At 33.4% G+C, this 25,020-nt stretch carries 26 protein-coding genes; 17 read left to right on the plus strand and 9 right to left on the minus strand.

Annotated elements, in window-relative coordinates; genetic code table 11:
* Nucleotide 1: 1 nt before the first annotated feature.
* The 3 genes from hemH to ACYX4H_RS05075 all read right to left on the minus strand — a co-directional run bounded on the left by hemH (nt 2) and on the right by ACYX4H_RS05075 (nt 2,356).
* A complete protein-coding gene (hemH, locus tag ACYX4H_RS05065) occupies nt 2-1,021 on the minus strand; it encodes a ferrochelatase (protein WP_476238145.1) in 1,020 nt (339 codons plus the stop codon).
* A gap of 61 nt (nt 1,022-1,082) precedes the next feature.
* Complete coding sequence (locus ACYX4H_RS05070) at nt 1,083-1,244, minus strand: hypothetical protein (protein WP_475295128.1); 162 nt, start codon at nt 1,242-1,244, stop codon at nt 1,083-1,085.
* Nucleotides 1,245-1,459: 215 nt separating this feature from the next.
* Entirely contained in the window at nt 1,460-2,356 is an 897-nt protein-coding gene (locus ACYX4H_RS05075; protein WP_476238146.1) for a helix-turn-helix transcriptional regulator, read from the minus strand.
* A gap of 191 nt (nt 2,357-2,547) precedes the next feature.
* Here ACYX4H_RS05075 and hemA point away from each other — a divergent pair, with 191 nt between their 5' ends.
* The 16 genes from hemA (at nt 2,548) to ACYX4H_RS05155 (ending at nt 16,790) form a co-directional block, all read left to right on the plus strand.
* Nucleotides 2,548-3,810 (plus strand): glutamyl-tRNA reductase, encoded by a 1,263-nt coding sequence (gene hemA, locus ACYX4H_RS05080; protein WP_476238147.1) that lies wholly within the window; start codon nt 2,548-2,550, stop codon nt 3,808-3,810.
* Nucleotides 3,803-5,380 carry a hydroxymethylbilane synthase gene (gene hemC, locus ACYX4H_RS05085; RefSeq protein ID WP_476238148.1) on the plus strand — a complete coding sequence of 526 codons (1,578 nt, stop codon included), beginning with the start codon at nt 3,803-3,805 and terminating at the stop codon, nt 5,378-5,380. The genes hemA and hemC overlap by 8 nt, the downstream gene beginning before the upstream one ends.
* An 82-nt stretch (nt 5,381-5,462) precedes the next feature.
* Nucleotides 5,463-5,663, plus strand: coding sequence for a four helix bundle protein (locus ACYX4H_RS05090; RefSeq protein ID WP_476238150.1), 201 nt, complete (start codon nt 5,463-5,465; stop codon nt 5,661-5,663).
* Nucleotides 5,664-5,707: 44 nt separating this feature from the next.
* The gene (locus ACYX4H_RS05095) at nt 5,708-5,821 is read left to right on the plus strand and encodes a hypothetical protein (protein WP_476238634.1); all 114 of its coding nucleotides are present in this window, start codon (nt 5,708-5,710) and stop codon (nt 5,819-5,821) included.
* A 43-nt stretch (nt 5,822-5,864) separates the two neighbouring features.
* Nucleotides 5,865-6,890 (plus strand): uroporphyrinogen decarboxylase, encoded by a 1,026-nt coding sequence (gene hemE / locus ACYX4H_RS05100; protein WP_476238151.1) that lies wholly within the window; start codon nt 5,865-5,867, stop codon nt 6,888-6,890.
* Nucleotides 6,891-7,039: 149 nt separating this feature from the next.
* Nucleotides 7,040-7,798, plus strand: coding sequence for an EI24 domain-containing protein (locus ACYX4H_RS05105; RefSeq protein ID WP_476238152.1), 759 nt, complete (start codon nt 7,040-7,042; stop codon nt 7,796-7,798).
* Nucleotides 7,788-8,324 (plus strand): GNAT family N-acetyltransferase, encoded by a 537-nt coding sequence (locus ACYX4H_RS05110; RefSeq protein ID WP_476238153.1) that lies wholly within the window; start codon nt 7,788-7,790, stop codon nt 8,322-8,324. The genes ACYX4H_RS05105 and ACYX4H_RS05110 overlap by 11 nt, the downstream gene beginning before the upstream one ends.
* 5 nt (nt 8,325-8,329) lie before the next feature.
* Entirely contained in the window at nt 8,330-9,013 is a 684-nt protein-coding gene (locus ACYX4H_RS05115) for a hypothetical protein (protein WP_476238154.1), read from the plus strand.
* Nucleotides 9,013-9,915, plus strand: a complete 903-nt coding sequence (gene hemF, locus ACYX4H_RS05120) for an oxygen-dependent coproporphyrinogen oxidase (protein WP_476238155.1) — start codon at nt 9,013-9,015, stop codon at nt 9,913-9,915. Before ACYX4H_RS05115 ends, hemF begins: the two co-directional genes overlap by 1 nt.
* Before the next feature lie 52 nt (nt 9,916-9,967).
* On the plus strand, nt 9,968-10,957 hold the full coding sequence (gene hemB / locus ACYX4H_RS05125; protein ID WP_476238156.1) for a porphobilinogen synthase: 990 nt from the start codon (nt 9,968-9,970) through the stop codon (nt 10,955-10,957).
* 78 nt (nt 10,958-11,035) lie between these two features.
* On the plus strand, nt 11,036-12,148 hold the full coding sequence (locus ACYX4H_RS05130; RefSeq protein WP_475295119.1) for a CNNM domain-containing protein: 1,113 nt from the start codon (nt 11,036-11,038) through the stop codon (nt 12,146-12,148).
* A 7-nt stretch (nt 12,149-12,155) separates the two neighbouring features.
* On the plus strand, nt 12,156-12,629 hold the full coding sequence (locus ACYX4H_RS05135) for a methylated-DNA--[protein]-cysteine S-methyltransferase (RefSeq protein ID WP_476238157.1): 474 nt from the start codon (nt 12,156-12,158) through the stop codon (nt 12,627-12,629).
* A complete protein-coding gene (locus ACYX4H_RS05140) occupies nt 12,630-13,151 on the plus strand; it encodes a DUF4442 domain-containing protein (protein WP_476238159.1) in 522 nt (173 codons plus the stop codon). It begins immediately after the preceding gene.
* 61 nt (nt 13,152-13,212) lie between these two features.
* Nucleotides 13,213-14,364: a serine hydrolase domain-containing protein gene (locus ACYX4H_RS05145; RefSeq protein ID WP_476238160.1), complete on the plus strand. Its 1,152-nt coding sequence runs from the start codon at nt 13,213-13,215 to the stop codon at nt 14,362-14,364.
* Entirely contained in the window at nt 14,361-15,074 is a 714-nt protein-coding gene (locus ACYX4H_RS05150; RefSeq protein WP_476238161.1) for a 3'-5' exonuclease, read from the plus strand. The genes ACYX4H_RS05145 and ACYX4H_RS05150 overlap by 4 nt, the downstream gene beginning before the upstream one ends.
* Nucleotides 15,075-15,110: 36 nt before the next feature.
* A complete protein-coding gene (locus ACYX4H_RS05155) occupies nt 15,111-16,790 on the plus strand; it encodes an ABC transporter ATP-binding protein (RefSeq protein ID WP_476238162.1) in 1,680 nt (559 codons plus the stop codon).
* Here ACYX4H_RS05155 and ACYX4H_RS05160 read toward each other — a convergent pair.
* On the minus strand, nt 16,785-16,937 hold the full coding sequence (locus ACYX4H_RS05160; protein ID WP_476238163.1) for a hypothetical protein: 153 nt from the start codon (nt 16,935-16,937) through the stop codon (nt 16,785-16,787). The genes ACYX4H_RS05155 and ACYX4H_RS05160 overlap by 6 nt on opposite strands.
* A 264-nt stretch (nt 16,938-17,201) precedes the next feature.
* Here ACYX4H_RS05160 and ACYX4H_RS05165 point away from each other — a divergent pair, with 264 nt between their 5' ends.
* Nucleotides 17,202-19,160 carry an acetoacetate--CoA ligase gene (locus ACYX4H_RS05165; protein ID WP_476238164.1) on the plus strand — a complete coding sequence of 653 codons (1,959 nt, stop codon included), beginning with the start codon at nt 17,202-17,204 and terminating at the stop codon, nt 19,158-19,160.
* Nucleotides 19,161-19,190: 30 nt separating this feature from the next.
* On the opposite strand, the gene ACYX4H_RS05170 is transcribed toward ACYX4H_RS05165, so the two are convergent.
* From ACYX4H_RS05170 to ACYX4H_RS05190, 5 genes are all read right to left on the minus strand, one after another.
* Entirely contained in the window at nt 19,191-21,551 is a 2,361-nt protein-coding gene (locus ACYX4H_RS05170) for a penicillin-binding protein 1A (protein ID WP_476238165.1), read from the minus strand.
* A gap of 43 nt (nt 21,552-21,594) precedes the next feature.
* A complete protein-coding gene (locus ACYX4H_RS05175) occupies nt 21,595-22,089 on the minus strand; it encodes a gliding motility lipoprotein GldH (protein ID WP_476238166.1) in 495 nt (164 codons plus the stop codon).
* Nucleotides 22,076-23,353, minus strand: coding sequence for a PSP1 domain-containing protein (locus tag ACYX4H_RS05180; protein ID WP_476238167.1), 1,278 nt, complete (start codon nt 23,351-23,353; stop codon nt 22,076-22,078). The genes ACYX4H_RS05175 and ACYX4H_RS05180 overlap by 14 nt, the downstream gene beginning before the upstream one ends.
* Nucleotides 23,354-23,541: 188 nt before the next feature.
* Nucleotides 23,542-23,772, minus strand: a complete 231-nt coding sequence (locus tag ACYX4H_RS05185) for a ferredoxin (protein ID WP_476238168.1) — start codon at nt 23,770-23,772, stop codon at nt 23,542-23,544.
* Nucleotides 23,772-25,016 carry a peptidase U32 family protein gene (locus tag ACYX4H_RS05190; protein ID WP_476238169.1) on the minus strand — a complete coding sequence of 415 codons (1,245 nt, stop codon included), beginning with the start codon at nt 25,014-25,016 and terminating at the stop codon, nt 23,772-23,774. Before ACYX4H_RS05190 ends, ACYX4H_RS05185 begins: the two co-directional genes overlap by 1 nt.
* Between the last annotated feature and the right edge of the window lie 4 nt (nt 25,017-25,020).

Here is a 25,020-nt window from a genome sequence, read left to right on the forward strand (position 1 = left end):
ATTAGTTTTTATACCAATTTGTTATCCATTTTGATAATAGATTTACAAAAGCATCATCGTCATTTAAACATGGTATGGTTGTGAATTGATTGCCGCCTACTTCATGAAAAATTTCTTCGCCTTCCATGGCAATTTCTTCAAGTGTTTCTAGGCAATCGCTTACAAATGCAGGTGTTACAATGGCCATATTTTTTACGCCTTGTTTACCTAAACGCTCAATGGTTCTATCTGTATAAGGTTGTAGCCAAGGGTCAAACCCTAAACGCGATTGAAATGATGTTGAATATGTACCGTCTTTTAACTGTAATTTTTCGGCAACCAAACGGGTTACTTCTAGGCATTGGTGGCGGTAACAAAACTCATGGGCTTTACTTGGTGTTGCACAACAACTGCCATCTATTTTACAATGTGAATTTGTTACATCGCTTTTTCTTATATGGCGTTCTGGCACCCCATGATATGAAAACAACAAATGCTCATAAGGTTTGTTTTTTAAATGATTACTTATTGAGTTTGATAACACTTCAATATAATCTGTTTTATTATAAAATGCAGGAACCGATGTTATTTTTAGGTTTGGAAAATGCAGCTCTTTAAGTTCTTCGGCTTTTACTAAAATAGTTTCGGTGGTTGCCATAGCAAATTGTGGGTATAGCGGAAATAGCAAAATCTCATCAACACCTTTATCAACTAATTCTTGCAAGCCTTTTTCAATTGTCATACTACCATATCGCATAGCTAAAGCTACAGGTATATCAACTTGTTTTTTAATTTTATTTTGAAGTCTTTCAGAAATAACAATTAGTGGCGAACCTTCATCCCACCAAATTTTTTTGTAGGCTGCAGCCGATGCTTTTGGACGTGTTTTTAAAATAATGCCTCTTACAAGAAGCGCTCTAGCAACGTAAGGAATATCTATAACGCGCTCATCCATTAAAAATTCACCTAAATATTTTTTTACATCTTTAGGTTCTGGGCTATCTGGCGAGCCTAAATTTACAAGTAAAACACCTTTTTTCATGTTGTAAAAATACAACACAAATTATAAAAATGCACTTAGAATTATAGATTTAAATTATGCTTTATTTCTGTTTACTATGGTAATAAACGCTTGGTCTGTTGTCATTATAATCACAATCTTGAAAAATACCACAAGATGTGCTTTGTCTAGCTAATGATTTTGTTTGCGTGTTTTTGTTATGATATTTGTATAACGCTTCAATTTCAGGTGATAAAAACTTCATAATACTTGGGGTTTTGTATATAAATTTATTGCAAAGTAACTTCAATTTAAAAAAACATTAAAGCTAACACCAAAATAGCTTACAAATTGTAATATTTTAACGTTAAAACACATACTGTTGTAAAGCAAAACACAAAAAAAAGTTAATGTATACATTAAAAAATACAACAAAATCCCCTAATTATCAAACAAGTAACCTGTAATTTATTACACTATTTATGATAAAGACATAATGTATTTTTTTGGTGTTGTGCCATATTTCTTTTTAAAAGCAGCAATAAAATGGCTTGAAGTACTGTACCCTACTTTTAAACCAACTTCGTTAACGTTATTTTCACCAGATTCTAAAAGTTTTCGGGCAAATTCCATTTTATAGTCAAAAAGAAAGCTAAAAACCGAATCGCCATAAATTTGTTTAAAACCTTCTTTAAGTTTTTTAATATTTAAGCCTATTTCATCGGCCAATTCTTGTAAAGTTGGTGGCTCTGCCATACGAGATACTATAATATCTTTTGCTTTTCTAATTTTTACAACATTAGCTTCATCAATTAAAAATGGGCACTGCTCAATATTAGCATCTTCACTTCTATTAAAATATAAACTTAAAAGCTCGTAAGCTTTTCCTTTAAAATATATGTGCTTAATAGAACTGTTTAAACTGTAGTTAATTAATTGGTTTAAAACTATGGCCATTGATGGCGAAATTACACCATCTTTATAATATTTTTTATCTCTGTTTTCTTCATTTAAAAACGAAATATAATCGGCTTCTTGAGAAAACAAACCGTGAAATTTTTTTATTGATATAAGTATTGAAACTATCCATGAATTTGGTTCAACCTGCAAGTCTATTGGTAATTCGCGTTGCGGATTGTAAAGTAATAACGAGTTTTCTTCATGAATATCTAAAACATATCTACCCTGATTAAAAACAAACTTAGTGGCACCCTTAATACAAAAGTGAAATTGTATGTAACTGCTATCTATATCTTTAGCTACATTTTGTATTGTTGCGCCATCATTTTTATAGGTTAAAACCAAAACACCATCATCTACAATTGTTTCGTTAAAAGTACCTGCAGCGATATTTTTTTCATCTATTTGACTATTCATAATGCAATATTATTTAGATTCATTCTACATTAAAGGCTTTTAAACCCGCTATTTCACCTCAAAAATATGACATTTATCATATTTTGCATCAAAATAGCTTTAAAAAACTTTTAACGATACTAAAAGTTCTTTGAGCGTTATTTTTTTTTGAACGATGCTTTTATTTTTGCTCCCCATAGTTAGGTAATTAAATGCAAAAGTATAACATATCAAAAAGTAAAAACTTTTACGCCATTGGTTTAAGTTACAAAAAAGCCGATGCCGTTATACGTGGTCACTTTAGTTTAAGTGATGAATCTAGGCTTAATTTACTTCAACAAGCTAAAGATAATGATATTGAAAGTATGGTAGTAACATCAACCTGTAACCGTACTGAAATTTATGGTTTTGCAGAACACCCTTTTCAACTTATAAAATTACTTTGCGATAATACCGAAGGCACTGTTGATGAGTTTCAAAAAGTAGCATATGTGTATAAAAACAAAGATGCTATTGGCCATATGTTTAGAGTGGGCTCTGGTTTAGATAGCCAAATTTTAGGCGATTTTGAAATTATAAGTCAGTTAAAATCTAGCGCCATTTTATCTAAAAACAATGCGCTTTTAAATCCGTTTTTAGAGCGTTTGGTAAATGCCGTTATACAAGCTAGCAAACGTATTAAAACTGAAACCGAAATTTCATCGGGCGCCACATCAGTTTCATTTGCATCTGTTCAATATATTTTAAAAAATATTGAAAACGTTTCAACTAAAAACATATTACTTTTTGGCACAGGCAAAATTGGCCGAAACACATGCGAAAACTTGGTTAAACACACCAAAAATGAGCATATAACACTAATTAACAGAACTAAAGATAAAGCCGAAAAAATTGCAGGCAAGTTCAATTTAGTTGTTAAAGATTATGCTAATTTACAAGAAGAAATATCAAATTCTGATATTTTAATTGTTGCCACAGGTGCACACAGGCCAACTATTGATAAGCTTATTATTCAATCTAAAAAACCATTACTTATTTTAGATTTATCTATACCAAAAAACGTTAATGAAAACGTAACCGATTTAGATAATGTTACATTGGTACATTTAGATTATTTATCGCAAATGACTGATGAAACTTTAGAAAAACGCAAAGCGCACATACCGCATGCCGAAGCTATAATTAGCCAAGTTAATACAGAGTTTAATAGCTGGTTAGAAACGCGTAAGTTTGCGCCTACCATTAAAGCGCTAAAATTAAAACTAGCAGATTTTGCAACTGCTGAACTTGATACCCAACGCAAAAAATTATCAGACTTTAATGAAGAACAGGCGGCTTTAATTAGTAAAAATATTATTCAGAAAATAACCAATCATTTTGCGCATCATTTGAAAGACGATAGCAACGCAACTAATGATAGTTTAGAGCTTATTAAAAAAGTGTTTCAGCTAGAAGAACAATCTCAAAATGTCTAAAACCATAAAAATTGGCACACGCGATAGCGAATTAGCGCTGTGGCAAGCCAAAACCGTACAACAACAACTTGAAAATTTAGGGTATAAAACAACATTAGTTCCTGTAAAATCTACCGGAGATATTGTACTAGACAAACCACTTTATGAGCTTGGTATTACTGGTATCTTTACAAAAACCTTAGACATTGCCCTAATAAATAACGATATAGATATTGCCGTACATTCATTAAAAGATGTACCAACCATTTTACCAAAAAGCATTACTCAAGTAGCCGTTTTAAAACGCGGTAACGTTAATGACACGCTTGTTTTTAAAGACAACGAAGAGTTTTTGGGTGCACCAATAGCCACCATTGCTACAGGCAGTTTACGCAGGCGTGCACAATGGTTAAACCGCTACCCAACACACACCGTAGTAGATTTAAGAGGTAACGTAAATTCACGTTTAGAGAAATTAAAAAACAACAACTGGAACGGTGCCATTTTTGCAGCCGCTGGTATTGGCAGAATTGGCATAAGACCAACCGAAGCTATTAATTTAGACTGGATGATTCCTGCACCAGCGCAAGGTGCTATAATGATTGCCGCTTTAAAAGAAAACACTTTTGCTGTTGAAGCCTGCCAACAATTAAACCATGAAGAAACCGAAATTTGCACCACTATTGAACGTGAGTTTTTAAATAAACTTGAAGGTGGTTGTACAGCGCCAATAGGTGCTCTAGCAAGAATTAAAGATGACGAAGTAACATTTAAAGGCATACTTTTAAGTAAAGACGGTAGTAAAAAAATTGAAGTAAAGCGTGTTGAAAAACTAGGCAATCATCACGATATTGCAACTTATGCATCAAACTATATTATTGATCGCGGCGGAAAACGCTTAATGGATGATATAAAAAACGAAGGTAAAAAAACCAACGTATATTCCACAAAAGCATTAACCGAAGATCAACGCTTACTATTAAATGATAAAATAAAAGTAGAAAGCTCAGATTTTATAAAAACCAACCCCAACCGCATACCAAAGCACGTAGTAAAAAACAGTATAGACAACGTAATTATAACCAGTAAAAATGCCGTTGATGCGCTGTTAACCAATTTTTCAAAAGAAGAATTACAGTTTAAAAATATTTATTGTGTAGGCCGAAGAACAAAGCGTTTAATTGAAAATAAAATAGGCACCGTAAAACATACCGAAAAAAATGCCAAAGCTTTAGCTAATTATTTAGTGGAATATATTGAAGGTACCACAGTTACATACTTTTGTAGTAATTTAAGGTTAGATGATTTACCATCAATTTTAGAAAACAATCATATAAAAGTAAATGAAGTTGAAGCATACCAAACAAAATATGATGCAACAGAACTTGATGACACCGTAGAAAGCGTTATGTTTTACAGCCCTTCAACAGTACAAAGTTTCAAACAAAAAAACAGCAATAACGTAATAGCATTTTGCATTGGTGAAACCACTGCTAAAGAAGCAAAAAAACATTTTACCGATGTTAGAATAGCCAAAGTACCAACCGTAGAAAGCGTTATAGAGTTGGTTAATGAGCACTATATGTTGTAGCTCTCAGCTATTGGTTTTTGGCTTTTGGCACAACTACGCACTATAACCAACACCTAAAGCAAATAGTTAAAAGTTAATAATAATGAGAGACTTTAAAAAACTGGACATATGGAAAAACGGAATCGAACTTGTAAAACAGGTCTATCAATTATCTAACAGATTACCTTCCGAAGAAAAGTTTGGTATAAAAAGTCAACTCACAAGAGCCGCAGTTTCTATTCCATCTAATATAGCTGAAAGTTGTAGTAGAAATAGTGAGATTGAATTTAAACGATTTTTTTAGAAATTGCAATCGGTTCTCTATTTGAAGTAGAAACACAATTAATTATTGCTAAAGAATTAAAATTCCTAAAAGAAAACGAGCTTGAAAATAGTTTTATTTTAATTCAAAAAGAAGCAAGAATAATAAATAGTTTAATAAGCAAAATAAAAAATAGTTAATGCTTTTTAGCCAACCGCTAAAAGCAAAAAGCCAAAAGCTAACATGATAAAAAACGATTTATTTTTAAGAGCATTAAAAGGAGAAACTGTAGAACGTCCACCAGTTTGGATGATGCGTCAAGCAGGTCGTTACCTTCCTGAGTTTATGGAAATTAAAGCCAAATACGATTTCTTTACACGTTGCCAAACTCCAGAACTTGCCAGTGAAATTACAGTTCAGCCTATTCGTCGTTATGGTATGGATGCTGCCATTCTATTCAGCGATATTTTGGTAATTCCGCAAGCTATGAATATTGAGGTGCAAATGAAACCAAATTTTGGCCCGTATTTGCCAAATCCAATTCGTACACAAAAAGATGTCGATAATGTTATTGTGCCAGATGTTACTGAAGCTTTAGACTACGTTTACCAAGCCATAAAAGCCACCAAAGAAAAACTTAACAACGAAATACCATTAATAGGTTTTGCAGGTTCTCCATGGACCATTCTTTGCTATTGCGTACAAGGACAAGGCAGTAAAAATTTCGATAAAGCCAAAAAATTCTGTTTTACAAATCCGGTGGCAGCACACCAAATGCTTCAAAAAATAACCGATACAACCATTGCTTACCTTAAAGAAAAAGTAAAAGCAGGTTGTAACGCCGTACAAGTGTTCGATTCTTGGGGCGGAATGCTTTCTCCTGAAGATTATCAAGAATTTTCATGGAAATACATTCAGCAAATTATAGATGCCTTAAAAGACGATGCTCCGGTAATTGCTTTTGGTAAAGGCTGTTGGTTTGCGTTAAACGTTATGGCAAAATCTGGCGCATCTGCTTTAGGTGTAGACTGGACGTGCTCACCAAGAAACGCACGATATTTAACCGGTAATAACATTACGCTTCAAGGAAATTTTGACCCAACACGACTGTATTCTTCACCAGAAAAAATAAAAGAAATGGTTACCGAAATGATTAACCAATTTGGTAAAGACAAATACATCGTAAATCTAGGGCACGGTATTTTGCCAGATATACCTTTAGAAAACGCAGAAGCCTTTATAAACGCTGTAAAAAACTATAAAGCCTAAAATAAATTGGGCGTTACCTACTTTTTTAAGTAACAATTAGTAAAAAAATTCAACTAATAGGCATAAAAAAGTAGGTTGCGCTTTCACTACTCGCTCTCTGCGAGGAGCTCAAACAGACCGTTCAATCGCTAACGCAAAACGAAGAACGCATGCTAAAAAATATTATATCAGGTATAAAAGCATATTTTGGAGCTTTTGGTTTAATTTCAAAACTAAAACTCTGGAAGTATTTTGCTATTCCCATGTTAATTAGTGTAATTACAGCCATAATTATTTTTGGTTCTGCCTATTCACTTTCAGATAATATCGGGCATTTTATAGCCAAAATCTGGATTTGGGATTGGGGACATGAAACCTTCACAACTATTAGTAGTTTTATTGGAGGTTTAATCATTATCGTTATCGGTCTTATTCTATTCAAGCATATCATTATGGCGCTTTCTGCACCATTTATGAGTCCCGTTTCAGAAAAAATTGAAGCGCATATTACAGGAAAAACCATTCATTACCACCGCAATACCACGTTTAAAGAACAATTGTGGCGAGGTATTCGAGTAAATGTTAGAAATTTAGGCATGGAACTACTCTACACCATTCCTATTTTACTTTTAAAATTAATACCAATAGTTAATATATTTTCAACCATTTTACTCTTTTTAATGCAAGCCTATTATGCGGGTTTTGGTAATATGGATTACACACTAGAACGCCATTTTAAATACAAAGAAAGCATTCAATTTGTGCGTAAAAACCGTGGTTTAGCTATTGGCAACGGCATTGTATTTTTACTGTGTTTATTTGTTCCTGTTGTTGGTGTTATTTTGGTGCTACCACTATCTGTTACAGCCGCTTCTGTTAGAACCACGCAAGCATTAAACCTAAACAATACACCAGAACATGCTGTTTAGTTTTAATAACTTCGAAATACACACGATAAATAAAAAAGATGCTTGGTCTTTATGTGATTTTGCTGTTACAAACGAAGATCGATTAAAACGCTTTTTTCCTATAACCCTTCAACAGAATTTAACCCCAGAGCTCTCTGAAATTTTCACAAATAAAAAGGAAAAAGAATTTTTAAAAAAAGAAGAATTCTTATTCACCATAAAGCCTAATAATTCTCGTAAAATCATAGGTGTCATTTACTTAAAAGAATTAAATTGCGAGACAAAACAAGGTGAATTTGCTTATGCCATAGATTATAATTTTGAAGGCAAAGGCATCATTTCAAAATCTATAAAATTCTTGTCTCAATATGCTTTTCAAGAATTTAAGTTAGAAACGCTTCAAATAATAGTTCATAAAACTAATTTAGCTAGTATTAAAGTGGCAAAAAACTGTAATTTTAATTGGACTAAAACTTTAGAAAAAGCATACACACCTCCTTGTGAAAACCCTCTAAACATGGAGCTTTATCAATTACAAAAGCTATAACCTACATGAATATTATTGAAAAATATGATAAACCTTTTCAATACGGCGCACTAGCATTAAACCTTATTATGGTCTATCAGTTTTTTATGCTTTGGTACCAACCAACACCAAATGATATAGAAAAAATAAGCTCTTTTATAACCCTTATACTTTTTGAGTTTGTATTGCTACACTCTGGAATTTTTATGGCTGCAATGCCAAAAAAATTATCACTACTCATATTCATACCTTTTTATGGTATTTTTGCTCTGGCTTTTAATAATTTCTCAAAAGACAATACAATTTTAATCCTTTATTGCTTTGTTATTTTAAACCGCATGCGTTTTGCCTTTTCCAATGTATCATCGCATATAAAAGCAAGAGTTCTATTTAATGCCATTACATCAATGATGGTGTATTTTGTTTTAATTTTTGTTGTTTTAATTTTTGAATCATTTATACCTAAACTTGGTTTAACAACCCAATTTATAAACGAAACTAACTTTTATAAAAGCATTGATGCTACTGGCGAGTTTATAGAAAAACCTCATATCTCTATGTGTTTTGGTTTTTTATATTACATTGGTCTGTCTTTTGTTGAAGCCTATTTTTTAAGTAAAAAACCTTCACCACAAACCATTAAAAAATTAAAAACAATAAAAAGTTTCAATGCTTATAAAGCTTTTAAAAACAAAGAACGTATAAGATAATGAAAAACAAATTCTACCAATACATACAAAACTTACAAGATCGCATTACCGCAAAACTAGAAACCATCGATGGTAAAGCCAAATTTCAAGAAGATATCTGGAAACGTCCTGAAGGTGGCGGCGGAAGAACCAGAGTAATTGAAAACGGAAACGTGTTTGAAAAAGGCGGCGTAAATATTTCTGGCGTTCACGGTAAATTACCAGACACCATGCAAAAATACTTTGGTGTTGAAGATGCCGATTTTTTTGCTTGCGGACTAAGCTTAGTACTACACCCAAAAAATCCAATGGCTCCAACCGTTCATGCTAATTGGCGCTATTTTGAAATGTATGACCAAGATGGAAATATTGTAGACCAATGGTTTGGTGGCGGTCAAGATTTAACACCTTATTATCTGTTTGAAGAGGATGCGAAACACTTCCACCAAACATGTAAAACGGCTTGCGACAACCATAATCCTGAGTTTTACCCGAAATATAAAGCACGTTGCGACGAGTATTTTTACAACGCACACCGTAACGAAGGTCGTGGTTTAGGCGGTTTATTTTTCGATTATTGCAAAGCTACAGAAGAAATGACCATGGAAAACTGGTACAATTTTGTTACCGAAGTTGGCGATAGTTTCCTTAGTGCTTACGTACCTATCATTGAAAAACGCAAAGGTTTACCATACACCAAAGCACAACGCGACTGGCAAGAAATACGTCGTGGCCGTTATGTGGAATTTAATTTAGTACATGATAAAGGCACTTTGTTTGGTTTAAAAACAAACGGACGCATTGAAAGTATTTTAATGAGTTTGCCTCCGCATGTACAATGGGTTTATGACCATCAACCTGAAGCTGGAAGCGACGAAGAAAAATTAATTGAAGTATTAAAAAATCCTGTAGATTGGGTGTAGAGTTTAAGTAAGCAACGTTTAACTTTACACTTTTAACTTTTAACTTAAAAGTATGTATCCATTAAGAAGAAATAGACGATTAAGAACCAACGAAGCCATTCGTAGTTTAGTGCGCGAAACCGTATTATCTCCAAACGATTTTTTAGTACCACTTTTTGTGGTAGAAGGTAAAGGCGTAAAAGACGAAATTGCGTCTATGCCAAACTACTATCGTTATAGCGTAGATTTACTTGAAAAGGAAGTAAAAGAACTGTGGAATCTAGGTTTAAAATCGGTACTACTATTTGTAAAAGTGCCCGATAATTTAAAAGATAACAAAGGTGCTGAAGCTTTAAACCCAAACGGATTAATGCAGCGCGCCATTAAAACGGTTAAAAATGCTTGCCCTGATATGTTGGTAATGACCGATGTGGCTTTAGACCCTTATTCGGCTTACGGGCATGACGGTATTATTGAAAACGGACAAATAATAAACGATGAAACAACCGAATTTCTCGCAGAAATGAGCGTATCTCACGCACAAGCTGGTGCTAATTTTGTGGCGCCAAGTGATATGATGGATGGTCGTATTCTTACCATTCGCGAAGCTTTAGAAGATGAAGGTTTTATAAACACTGGTATTATGAGCTATTCTGCTAAATATGCCTCTTCATTTTACGGGCCATTTCGTGATGCTTTAGATTCTGCACCAGTTGATTTGGTTGATATTCCAAAGGATAAAAAAACCTACCAAATGGATTTTGGCAACCGTTTTGAAGCCATACGTGAAACCGAAATGGATATTGATGAAGGTGCCGATATTGTTATGGTAAAACCAGGTTTATCGTATTTAGATATTCTGCGTGAGATAAAAAATGAAGTCGATGTTCCAGTGGCTGTTTATCAAGTTTCTGGTGAATACGCCATGATTAAAGCCGCTGCTGAAAAAGGTTGGCTTAACCACGACCAAGTAATGCTAGAAACCACAATGGCATTTAAACGCGCTGGTGCTGATATTATAGCGAGTTATTTTGCAAAAGATGTAGTAAAATTAATAAGTTAATAAAAAAATTAAACCACTGTAAAATTTTTTAAGGTTATAAATTTGATTTTGTAAATTAGCCACAAACAAATCAAATTCATGGCCTTACTTATTTTTTACGGCGTTATATCCATTTTCTTTTCCTTTTTATGCTCTATTTTAGAAGCTGTTTTATTAAGCGTAACCCCAACATTCATAAATGTTAAAAAGAAAGAAGGCAAAGCCTATGCAACAGCATTAGAAGCCTTAAAAAAAGATGTAGACCGCCCGCTAATTGCAATATTAACTCTAAATACTATTGCGCACACAGTTGGTGCTATTCTAGTTGGTGTACAGGCTAAAGTAGCTTATGTTGAAATGTACGGAAGCAAAACAACATCTATTTTTGGTATAAAATTTACCGAAGATTTAATGGTGGGTGTGGTATCATCAATAATGACAATTTTAATTTTAATTGCTTCAGAAATTATACCCAAAACTATTGGCGCCACCTACTGGAAAGGACTTGCTAACTTCACATCAAAAGCATTAAAAGTGCTTATTTTTCCATTAAAATGGACAGGTATTTTGTGGCTTTTACAACTTACAACAAAGTTAATTGGTGGTAAAGGACATCACGGAAGCGTTTTAAGTAGAGAAGATTTTCATGCCATGGCAGATATGGCTCACGAAGAAGGTGTTTTTCAAGAATCTGAAAGCAAGGTAATTAAAAACCTTTTAACCTTTAAAGAGGTAAAAGCCAAAGATGTAATGACGCCTAGAACGGTAATGAAAACTGAAAGTGAAACCACAACCGTTGAAGATTTTTTCAATAGAAACTTAAATTTAAGATTTTCTAGAATACCCGTTTATATTGATAATGAAGACAACATTAAAGGCCTTGTTTTAAAAGATGAAGTTTTTAAAGAAATGGCACTCAATAACGGATCCAAAAAGTTAGGTGAAATTAAAAGAGACATCATTATTGTAGACCGCGATATGCCCATACCAAAACTGTTTGAAAACCTAGTTGAAACAAGAAATCACATGGCATTAGTTGTAGATGAATACGGTACTGTAAGCGGTTTGGTTACCATGGAAGATGTTATTGAAACATTGCTTGGTCTTGAAATTATGGATGAAAGTGATAACGTATCAGATTTACAAGTACAAGCCCGTAAAAATTGGGAGGCAAGAGCTAAAAAACTGGGTATTTTAAAAGACGAAGAATAGAAACATAATGGAGAGTTGTATCATCAAATCGCCTTTAGGTTTCATAAAAATTATTGGCAATATTGATGGTATTTCGTCTGTTACAATTTTAAATTCTAAAGAAAGTATTACTGATGTAATTCCTGAAACTCTTGAAGATTGTGCAATACAATTACATGAGTATTTTAATGGCAACCGTAAAAAATTTAGTGTAAAACTAAATCCTGAAGGCACACCGTTTCAAAAAAACGTTTGGCAGGCTTTACAAAATATTCCGTACGGTAAAACCGTTTCATATTTAGAGTTATCTAAACATTTAGGTGATGTTAAAGCCATAAGAGCCGTTGCCAGCGCCAACGGAAAAAACCCTATATGGACAATTGTACCATGCCACAGGGTTATTGGTACTAACGGGAGTTTAACTGGGTATGCAGGCGGATTACACAGAAAACAATGGCTTTTAAATAATGAAAGCCCGTTTAAACAACAAACACTATTTTAAATGTATCAAAAACTAGTAAAAATATTAAGACGCTTTTTTACTGATGCGCAAATTTACAAGTATGGCTTTAATTGGTCATCAATGTATAAGCGTTCAACCGGAAAAGTTATTCGGGTTTCTGATGATTTAAGACGTGTAACCGTAAAAATACCTATTAGTTATAAAAACCGAAATTATGTAGGCTCTATTTTTGGTGGTAGTTTGTTTTCGGCAACAGATCCTATTTTCATGATTCAACTTATAAATATTTTAGGTGATGATTATGTGGTTTGGGATAAAGACGCTACCATAAAATACAAAAGACCTGCAAGAGAAGATGTGTTTGCTAAATTTTTAATTTCTGAAAGTGACATAACACAAATAATTAAAAACGTTGCCATAAATAACGAAACAGACTTTGTAAAAAACCTAAATTTAGTTACTGAAGATGGGGTTATTATTGCAGAACTTACCAAAACACTTTACATAGCAAACAAAAAATACTACAAGGCCAAACGCAAACAAAAATCTCAAAAAAATTAGCTTAATATTATGCGTGCATAATTTTTTAGTATATTTAGTTATTCCTAAACTATAAACTAAAATGAGATTTATAAAAAAACTAATTAAATGGCTTCTAGCTCTTTTAGGTGTATTAATAATTGTGCTTTATGCTACAGATACAGATTACTTAATAAAAGCTGTTAGAACTATTTATTTAACAGGGCATTCAACAGCCTATTTAGAAGACTACAAAAAATTTGACAACCAACCCATAACCATTGGCACACCACAACCCTGGCCAAATCATAAAAACTACAACACGGTTAAAGAAACCCCTACTTTAAACAACATAAACAAAGCAAACGGCACCATTGCCTATGTAATTATTAAAAATGATAGTGTTTGGTTTGAAAACTATTACGATGGTTTTAGCGCCAACTCAAAATCAAACTCATTTTCAATGGCCAAAAGTTACGTTTCGGGTCTTTTGGGCAAAGCTATACAAGATGGTTATATAAAAAGTTTAAACCAGCCTGTTAGTGATTTTTTACCAACCTTTAATGAAGGTTTGGCAGCAAAAATGACGGTAGGTCATTTATCTAGTATGGCATCAGGCACCACCTGGGATGAGCAATATTACTCACCGCTTTCAATTGTAACTCGCGCTTATTTTGATGATAATTTAGAAAAAGTAATGTTGGGCCTTAAAATGGAAAAAGAACCAGGTAAAAGTTTTAAATATTCTAGTGGCGATACTCAAATGCTAGCCATGGTTATAGAAAAAGCCACAGGTAAAAAACTATATAATTATTTAACCGAAAGCTTTTGGAAACCACTTAACTGCGAAAACCAAGCCCTTTGGCAAGTAGATAGTGAAAACCATGATTTAGTAAAAGCCTACTGTTGCATTGCCAGTAATGCCAAAGATTTTGCACGTTTTGGTAAACTTTATAAAGACCACGGTAAATGGAATGGCAAACAGGTTTTAGACTCTGCTTTTGTAGCAAAATCACTAAAACCCGTATACCCAAATGGTAATGTTTATGGTTACGGTTGGTGGTTACAAACCATAGGAAACAAAAACTTTTTTATGATGCGTGGCCACTTGGGCCAATACGTAATTGTAGAACCCAATGACAATGTTATTATTGTAAGACTTGGCCACTCAAAAGGCGTAAATAATGTTGTAGGACATTTCACTTCAGATATAAATACGTATATTGAAGAAGCTTACAAAATGCTTGGTGAATGATTAGCAAAATTAACCTTGAAAACATACTATTTTTAGATATTGAAACCGTACCCGAACATGAATGTTTTTCTTCTTTATCCGAAGAAAAACAAGCGCTTTGGGAACAAAAATCAAAATACCAAAGAAAGGATGAATTCACAGCCGAAGAATTCTATGAACGTGCTGGTATTTGGGCAGAGTTTGGTAAAATTGTGTGTATTTCGGTAGGGTACTTTAAAATGCAAGGCGACCTTAGAAAATTTAGAGTAACCTCTTTCTTTGGTGATGAGCCCAAAATACTTCAAGATTTTAAAAACTTAATTACAACTCATTTTAGCCAAAACAAACATTTACTTTGCGCCCATAACGGTAAAGAATTTGACTTCCCTTACATTGCTCGCCGTATGATAATACATGGTATTGAATTACCTTATAAGCTCAATTTATTTGGCAAAAAACCATGGGAAGTTCCGCATTTAGACACTTTAGAACTCTGGAAATTTGGCGATTATAAAACCTATACATCATTAAAACTATTAACTAATGTTTTAGGTATTCCGTCACCAAAAGACGATATTGATGGTAGCGAAGTTAGAGGTGTTTATTACGAAGAAAAAAATATTGATAGAATAATTACCTATTGTGAAAAAGACACTATAGCAGTTGCGCAAATTTTCTTAAAATTTCAAGGCGCTAGTATATTAACCGATGATGAAATTATTCATATTTAAAACCTATTAAATATAAGAAGTTAGTAATTTCACATTATGAAAAAAACACCTGTTTTATCAATTAAAAACCTGTCTATTTCCTTTGGAAAAAATAACGTAATTCATAACATTTCGTATGATTTATTTGAAAATGAAATTTTAGGTATAGTTGGTGAATCTGGTTCAGGAAAATCGGTATCATCATTAGCTATTTTAGGCTTGTTACCTAAAGCTATTTCAAAAATAACATCGGGTAACATTTTTTATAATGAAACTGATGTAACAATACTTTCAAACAAAGCTTTTCAAAAAATTAGAGGCCAAAAAATAGCCATGATTTTTCAAGAACCTATGAGTTCTTTAAATCCGTCAATGACCTGCGGAAAACAAGTGGAAGAAATTTTACTTCAACACACCAAATTATCAAAACCTGACATTAAAACCGAGGTTATGTCGCTTTTTGAAAAAGTAAAGTTACCAACACCTCAACGCGTATTTACATCATATCCTCATGAAATATCTGGCGGACAAAAGCAACGTGTTATGATTGCTATGGCTATTGCCTGTAAACCCGATGTTTTAATTGCCGATGAACCTACCACAGCTCTTGATGTTACTGTACAAAAAGATATTATAAAGCTGCTTAAAAACCTTCAAAAAGAAACAAAAATGAGCGTTATTTTTATAACGCACGATTTGGCTTTAATATCTGAAATTGCAAATAGGGTTTTGGTAATGTATAAAGGTAATATTGTTGAAGAAGGCCATGTTGCAAGTATTTTTAAGAACCCGCAACACAATTATACAAAAGCGCTAATAAATTCGCGCCCATCGTTACAAACACGTTTAAAAAAATTACCAACTATTCAAGATTATTTGAATAATACTATTGTAAAAACTGAAATTACAACTGAACAACGCAAACTTCAGCATAAAAAACTATACAACAAACCTCCGCTTTTAGAGGTTATTAATGTTGAAAAGGCATACGTTTCAAAATCTGGATGGTTTTCAAAACCTTCAACATTTAAAGCGGTAAATAATGTAAGTTTTAAATTGTATGAAGGTGAAACTTTAGGGTTGGTTGGCGAGTCTGGTTGCGGAAAATCTACTTTAGGCAACGCCATTTTACAATTAGACAAAGCCACTGCCGGCCAAATAATTTATAAAGGCACAGATATTACAAAACTATCTAAAAACGCTATTAAAACACTTCGAAAAGATATACAAATAATATTTCAAGATCCGTATTCATCATTAAACCCAAGAATACCGGTTGGTGAGGCCATTTTAGAACCTATGCAAGTTCATAAACTATACAACTCTCATAAAGCACGAAAAGAAAAAGTTATTGAAATTTTAAATAATGTTGGGTTAAATGAAACACATTTTAACCGTTACCCGCATGAGTTTTCTGGTGGGCAAAGGCAACGCATTGGTATTGCACGCACAATTGCACTGCAACCCAAACTTATAGTTTGCGATGAGTCTGTATCTGCATTAGATATTTCGGTACAAGCCCAAGTTTTAAATTTATTAAATAACTTAAAAGAAACTTTTGGTTTTACTTATATTTTTATTTCGCATGATTTAGCGGTTGTAAAATATATGAGCGACCAGCTTTTGGTAATGAATAAAGGTAAAATTGAAGAGCTTGATGACGCCGATGTTATTTACAACAACCCGCAAACAGCTTACACTAAAAAATTAATTCATGCTATACCCAAAGGGTTATAGCATGAATATTTTTTTTGTTAAGTAAAACAAACTTTTAAAAAACCTCAAGTTTTCTTGAAGCGTTTCCTTTATTTTACTTTCGTGAAATGAAGACGACTCTATAGAAGCCGCCTCTGCCGTTGGCAGTTCAGGTAGATTTGGTTCCATATTTTTGTAGGTTAAGTTCATGGTAGATTTAGGAACAAATTCAAATATTTATAATGGTTGATTTGGTTTTGCTAATATCAAACTTTTTTTCAAAAACATAGCTAAAAAACATATTTTTTCGATGAAATGCATTAATATTATTTTTTTTGTAGGCTAAGTACTATATTTTAATGTAATACTGGTAACATAAATACATATTTAAATAGTTATCTTTGAGTTATTCAAATAAACTATTACACCAACTAAAAATATTAAACTAACCTTATGAAAAAACTTTGGGAACCATCAAAAGCGTTTAAAGATCATAGTCATTTACAAGCGTATTGCAATTGGTTAGAACAGCACCAAAATTTAAAGTTTGATAATTATGAGGAGCTATGGCAATGGTCTGTTTCTAACACCGAAGCTTTTTGGGAAAGCCTTTGGTTTTATTTCAAAATAACATCACATACGCCTTATAAAAAAGTGTTATCTGGCTATAATATGCCAAATTGTAAATGGTTTGAAGGTGCCACTTTAAATTACAGTGAGCATATTTTTAAACAAATGCAACCTAACAAAACAGCTATACTTTTTAAAAATGAATTAGGTAAACAAACAAAAATTACATGGGCACAATTAAAAGAAAAAGTTGCCGCCATGGCAAGCTATTTAAAAGCCTTAGGTGTTAAAAAAAACGATTGCGTAGTGGCCTTTTTGCCAAATGTACCCGAAGCAACCATAGCATTTTTAGCCGTTAATGCTTTAGGTGCTGTATGGTCTAGCACATCACCAGATTTTGGTACAGAAAGCGTTGTAAATAGGTTTTCTCAAATTAAACCCAAAGTACTTATTGCTACAGATGGTTACACATATAACAGTAAGCCTTTTGATAAAACCAGTACCGTTAAAGCCATTATTGCGGCTTTACCAACTCTTAAAAAAGTAATAATTCAGCCTTATTTAAATGAAAATGCTTTAAATAATTTTGATGATGATTGTGAAGATATAAATGCTATACTTAACAAAAAAGGCGAAAAATTAACCTTTACACCCGTAGATTTTAACCATCCTATGTGGGTTTTATATTCATCTGGCACCACTGGATTACCAAAAGCCATTGTACACTCTCACGGAGGCATTTTACTTGAGCATTATAAATACATGGCATTTCATAACAATGTACATGAAAACGAACACTTTTTTTGGTTTACAACTACAGGTTGGATGATGTGGAATTTTTTACAATCAGCCTTATTAATGGGCGCATCCATTGTGTTGTATGATGGCTCACCAACTTTCCCAAATTTTGATGCACTATGGACGCTTACTGACGATTTAAATATCGACCATTTTGGTACCAGCGCACCTTATTTAGTTGCCAACATGAAAAAAGCACTAAACCCAAAAAAAACACACAAATTACACACTTTAAAATCTATTAGCTCAACAGGCGCACCATTGCCAACAGAGGCTTTTAAATATGTTTATACCAATATTAAAGATGATGTTTGGTTATGCTCAATGGCCGGAGGTACCGATGTTTGTACGGCATTTGTTGGCGGCACTCCGTTTTATGCTGTACATGCCGGAGAAATTCAATGTAGAGCCTTAGGTGTCTCGTTATTTGCCTTAGATGATTTAGGCGAACCTATTAAAGACGATTTAGGCGAAATGGTAATAGATAAGCCTATGCCATCAATGCCCATTTACTTTTGGAATGATAAAGACAATGCCAGATACAAAGCCAGTTATTTTGAAGATTACCCAGGCAAGTGGCGCCATGGTGATTTTATAAAAATTAATTCTGAAACCAACGGATTGGTAATTTACGGACGCTCTGATGCAACATTAAACAGGCACGGAATTAGAATTGGCACAAGCGAAATTTACAGCGCCGTTAACAAAATAAACGCTGTAGAAGATGCTCTAATTATTAATCTTGAATTAGAGGGCGGTAAACATTATATGCCTCTATTTGTAAAGTTAAAACCAGGATTTGAATTAAATAATGCGGTTAAAAAGAATATTAATAGTCAATTAAAAAACGATTATTCTCCACGTCATGTTCCCGATGAAATAATTGAGGTTAAAGACATACCTTATACCATTAGTGGCAAAAAAATGGAAGCGCCTATAAAAAAGATTCTTTTAAAAATGCCCATAGAAAAATCAATAAACATTGATGCTATGCGTAACCCAGAGTGTGTAGATTTTTATATTGAATTTGCTAAAACCATATAAAAAAAGCGCTCTTAAAAAGAGCGCTTTTTTTTAAAACCCATCTAAATCATCGGGTATATCATCTTTTATATTATCTTCATCAGTAGTATTAGTATCTATTTTAGAACAATCAACTACTATTGATAAATCTTTAGGAGCTTCAAAAGCTTCTTTTGAAATATCTAAAGTTGTATCTTCATAACAACTTTTCATATATACACCCCAAATAGGCAATGCCATTGCTGCACCTTGGCCATATGTAATGCTTGCAAAATGAGCTGCTCTATCTTCTGCTCCAACCCAAACACCTGTTACAAGATTTGGTACCATACCCATAAACCAACCATCACTTTGGTTTTGTGTGGTTCCTGTTTTTCCTGCTATTGGGTTTTTAAACTCATAAGGATAACCCGTTACAACCTCTCTATAATCTGCCCTATACGAATCTGCACCTTTTGTTCTCAATCTTGCTCCAGAACCATGCTCTGTAACACCTTCCATAAGTTTAACAGCAACATAGGCAGTTTCGGCACTTAAAACGTCACGCGTTTCGGGTTTAAATTGGTATAGTATTGTTCCATTTTTGTCTTCAATAGTTGTTACCATTACCGGTTTTGTATAAACACCTTTATTAGCAAAGGTTGAATATGCGCCTACCATTTCATAAACACTTAAATCTGGTGTACCTAATGCAATAGAAGGTACTGCAGGAATATCAGATTTTATACCTAATTTTCTAGCTAAATCAACCACGGGCTGTGGGCCTACTTTATCAATTAACCTAGCTGTAATGGTATTAACCGAATTTGCCAGGGCGTTTTTTAGTGTTCTTGTACCACCATAATCATTTTCGCCACCTGAATTTCTAGGGCACCATTCTTCTGGATTTCCAAATTTGTTAGCTTCAATACAAAACGGTGTATCTGGAAATTCATCACAAGGAGAATAATGTAATTGATCTATAGCTGCTGTGTAAACCAAAGGTTTAAATGTAGAACCAATTTGGCGCTTACCTTGCATTACCATATCGTACTGAAAGTGCCTATAATTCATGCCACCAACCCATGCCTTAACATGGCCTGTAGTAGGATCCATAGACATCATACCTGTTCTTAAAAAAGATTTGTAATAACGCATAGAATCCCATGGTTTCATAATGGTATCAACCTCAGATGGGTTACCTTTATCCCATTTAAAAACCGTCATTTTTGTTGGTTTGTGAAATGAGGCTTCAATGTCTTTATCAGATTTTTTTAAATCGTATTTTAAATGCCTCCAACGTTCAGATTGTTTCATGGAACGTTTCATTAAAGCTTCTATTTCACTTTTATCTAACTCTAAAAAAGGAGCTGTTGGGTTACGTTTTGGTGTATTTTGATGAAAAAACTCTGCTTGTAACCTTGGCATGTGCTGTTGTACAGCATCTTCAGCATACTTTTGCATTCTAGAATCAATGGTTGTGTAAATTTTTAAACCATCGGTATATAAATTCCATTTTGTACCATCTGGTTGCGGATTTTCCTTTATCCATTCTTTCATAAAACCATCTAAATATCCTCTAAAATATGTTGCTAAACCTTCACGGTGTGACTCTGGTGAATAATTTAAATCTAATGCTGTTTTTTGAAGTGAATCTTTAAGTGTTTCATCTATATAATCATACTTATACATTTGTGATAAGACCACATTACGTCTGTTTTTTACGCCTATTGGGTTTCTATGAGGTCTTGGGTTATAAAGCGATGAATTTTTAAACATACCTACCAACATAGCCGATTCTTTCAATGTTAATTCTTTTGGTTCTTTGCCAAAATAAATACGTGCGGCACTACGAATACCATCGGCATTGTTACCAAAATCGTAAATATTAAAATATTGTGCTATAATTTCTTCTTTGGTATATTGTTTTTCTAAACGGATAGCAATAATCCATTCCTTAACTTTTTGTAAAATTCTTCCAACGGTGTTTTTTGAACCTTCTCCATGAAATAATTGTTTAGCTAATTGTTGCGAAATAGTACTGGCACCACCGCCACTACCCAATTTTACAACAGCGCGTAAAGTACCTCTGGCATCAACACCAGAGTGTTCTTTAAACCTAACATCTTCTGTAGCAATTAAGGCATCAACCAAATGTTTTGGCAGTTCATTGTAACCTATGGGTGTTCTGTTATCGTTAAAATAGAATTTACCAAGTGTTTGCCCATCAGCAGAAATAATTTCAGTAGCTAAATTGGTCCTTGGGTTTTCTAAAACGGTGTGATCTGGCATTTCACCAAATACACCCCAAGATGCTAATAAAAAAATTAGAATTACAGATAGTGCTCCAGCTGAAAAAAGCATCCAAAACCAACGTATGTATTTAGAAAAATCTGGTACTGCTTCTTTTTTATTTTGATTTTTTGTTGCCATAACTTAAGTACGAAAAAAATTATAAGTGCCTAAATATTGATAGTTAATTTGTGTTTGGGTGTTCAATTCTAAATCCAACATCAGTAATACCATCTAAACTTACCACGCCATTTACTTTACCATTTTCTCTCATAGCGTGTTGTATGTTTACCGTGTAAGTGCCGGTTTCATTAAATATAACGTTTTCTTTATACCAAAGTTTGTTTTCTTTAACATCAGTATAACCAGTGCCCAAAAACTTACCGCTGGGATCTGCCATTCTATACTCTAAAGTATCTTTTATGGTTTTTCCGTGCGGAAAAATCATCTCAACAATTACATGTAAATTACTGTATTTGTATGCGTTGGTGTTTCTTAAGTTTACAAATAGGTTATATTTATTTGTGGTATCTGGTGGTGTAATTTTAAAACTTACAATAGAATCTTTGTGCCATGTATTTGGAATAGGTTTATAGCTATCAAAAACACGATTTGTATCACATGAAACCATTACAATTGAAACTATCAATAAAAATAACCAACTATTACTTTGCTGCATTTTTAGTGTTTTGGTTTTGAGGTTTTCGGTTGTTTTTGTTTCTATTTCGGTTACTATTTCCTTTATTGCCTCTGTTAGTGCTTTTAGCTTGGTTACTATTATTGGTTTTATTAGTATTGTTTCTGTTATTGTTATTTTTTCTATTCCTATTATTTTTACGTTTTCTTTTGGGTTTTGGATTATCAAAACGCGTTAAACTATCTTGCCCAACAACATTTTCAAATTCAGTTTTCGTTTCTTCAGGAATATCGGCAGCGTATTCTTCAAGGCTTGCAACCTTGTCGTTTTTCTTGTTTAGGGCAATTATTTCTTGTACTTGATCTGTAGTTAATTTATGCCATGTTGCCCATTCGCCTTCATAGGCAAACCACATGTGTTTTTTAAAAATATCGGTTTTTTGGCAAACGGCTAAACCTTTTTCGGTTTTTAGTTTAACATCGGTTTTTGGAAAATCTTTTAAAGCATCTAAATAGGTATCTAACTCATAATTTAAGCAGCATTTAAGCTTACCGCATTGGCCTGCTAACTTTTGCGGATTTAGTGATAATTGCTGATAACGTGCCGCCGATGTGCTTACCGAACGAAAATCTGTTAACCAAGTTGAACAACACAGCTCGCGCCCACAAGAGCCAATACCACCAAGTCTTGCTGCTTCTTGCCTAAAGCCCACTTGTTTCATTTCAATACGCGTACGAAACTCTCTGGCAAATACTTTAATTAGCTCTCTAAAATCTACACGCTCTTCGGCAGTGTAGTAAAATGTGGCTTTACTGGCATCACCTTGAAATTCAATATCAGAAATTTTCATTTCTAACTTTAAATCTATAGCAAACTGGCGTGCTTTTACTTTCATAGGCTCTTCTCTATCGCGTGCCTTTTGCCAAATATCAATATCTTTTTGTGAAGCTTTTCGGTATATTTTCAGCCCTTCTTTTGTATTCTCAGGTATGTTTTTACGCTTCATTTGTACGCGTACCAACTCACCTGTAAGTGTAACCATACCAATATCATGCCCTGCCTTTGCTTGTGTTGCCACAATATCGCCAATGCTTAATGTTATATTTTCTGGGTTGTGGTAATACTCTTTGCGGCCGTTTTTAAAACGCACCTCAACCCAATTAAATGGTTTTTCGCCATTGGGTAGTGTCATATTTGAAAGCCAATCAAAAACCGTTAGTTTATTACAACTATCGGTTCCGCAGGTACCATTATTTTTACAGCCTTTAGGTTGGCCATCTTTAGTAGAACAGCTTGTACAAGCCATAAGTTTTTATATTGAATTCGTTAATAAATAATTTATTACGAATGATGGGTTTATAATTTATTTGTTTTATGCTGAAGCACTTATGATAATTTAAACGTATTTTTTAAAGTAATATTTCAAAACTACGCTATTACCGATGTAAAGATAAGATTATTATACTTACTTAAAAATTAGGTTGTGTAATATATTTAAACTGTTTTTACACTAATAATTTTTACTGGGCATGCTTTTGATGCATTATCACAATCTTCAAAAATAAATTGGTCTGGAGATTTAAATGTATAAAATCCTTTTTTTTCTTTTGAATGAAGCAGTACACTTTTGCCGTCTTTTTTTGACATTTGAAACTGATTTGGTGCTAACTCCACACAATAATTGCAACCAATACACTTATTACGTTGCAAGGTAACTACAACCATTATGCCTCTACTTTACTTTTTACAATTTTATATAATTTATCTGAAGGCCTAATTCTAAACCCTAACGGAATAGTAACAGAATCTCCTTTTTTAGCTATGTTTAATTTTTCATCATTAACCAACATATTTTCAATTTTTAGCTCTTTTACACCAGTTGTTGGGCCTGTAATTAAAATGGTGTCTTCAGTTTGCAAATCAAATGCTTCAATTTTAAACTCTCCTATTTCTGGTTTTGGAAAATAATGCACACCCTTACCAATGTATACTTTCTTTTGTGTTGCGTGTGATCCTGATCCTTTACTCCATTCTCCAAGTTTTTGGCCTAAGTAATAGCCACTCCAAAAACCTCTGTTATAAACTGTTTCTATAGTTTGCATCCAGGAAATAACCTCCTTTTTACTATAAGTTCCTTCTTGTATTGCATTAATGGCTTCTCTGTAACATTTAATAACTTTTGCAACGTATTCTGGTGCTCTTCCTCTACCTTCAATTTTCAAAACTTTTATACCAGCATCAACAACTTGGTCTAAAAAATCTATAGTGCACAAATCTTTAGGAGACATGATATATTCATTATCTAGCTCCATTTCAAAACCAGAATCTTGATCTATAACCGTGTATTTTTTTCTGCAGTTTTGTTTACAGGCGCCTCTATTGGCTGATGAGTTACTTGAATGCAGACTCATGTAACATTTACCAGAAACCGCCATACAAAGTGCACCATGGCCAAAAATTTCAATTTCAACTAATTTACCCGATGGCCCTTTTATTTGTTCATTTTCAATTTGCTCGGTTATTTTTTTTACTTGGCGTAAACTTAACTCTCTGCTTAGCACCATAGTATCTGCAAACATGGCATAGAATTTTACCGTTTCAATATTGGTAATATTTATTTGGGTTGAAATGTGCACTTCCATATCAACCTCTCTAGCCATAGCTATAACAGCTTGATCCATGGCTATAACTGCAGTTATATTTGCTTCTTTAGCTTTTTTTACTAATGTTTTTACAATAGACAAATCATGATCATAAACAATGGTATTTAGTGTAAGGTAAGTACGTACATTTTTTTCTTTACATCTTCTAGATATTTCTTCAAGATCATCTATAGTGAAATTAATAGACGCTCTAGCGCGCATGTTTAATTGCTCAACTCCAAAATAAATAGAGTCTGCACCATTATCTAAAGCCGCTTGCAGAGATTCAAAATTCCCTGCAGGCGCCATTAATTCAATATGCTGCATAATG

This window comes from Seonamhaeicola sp. ABD4_340 (assembly GCF_056312135.1).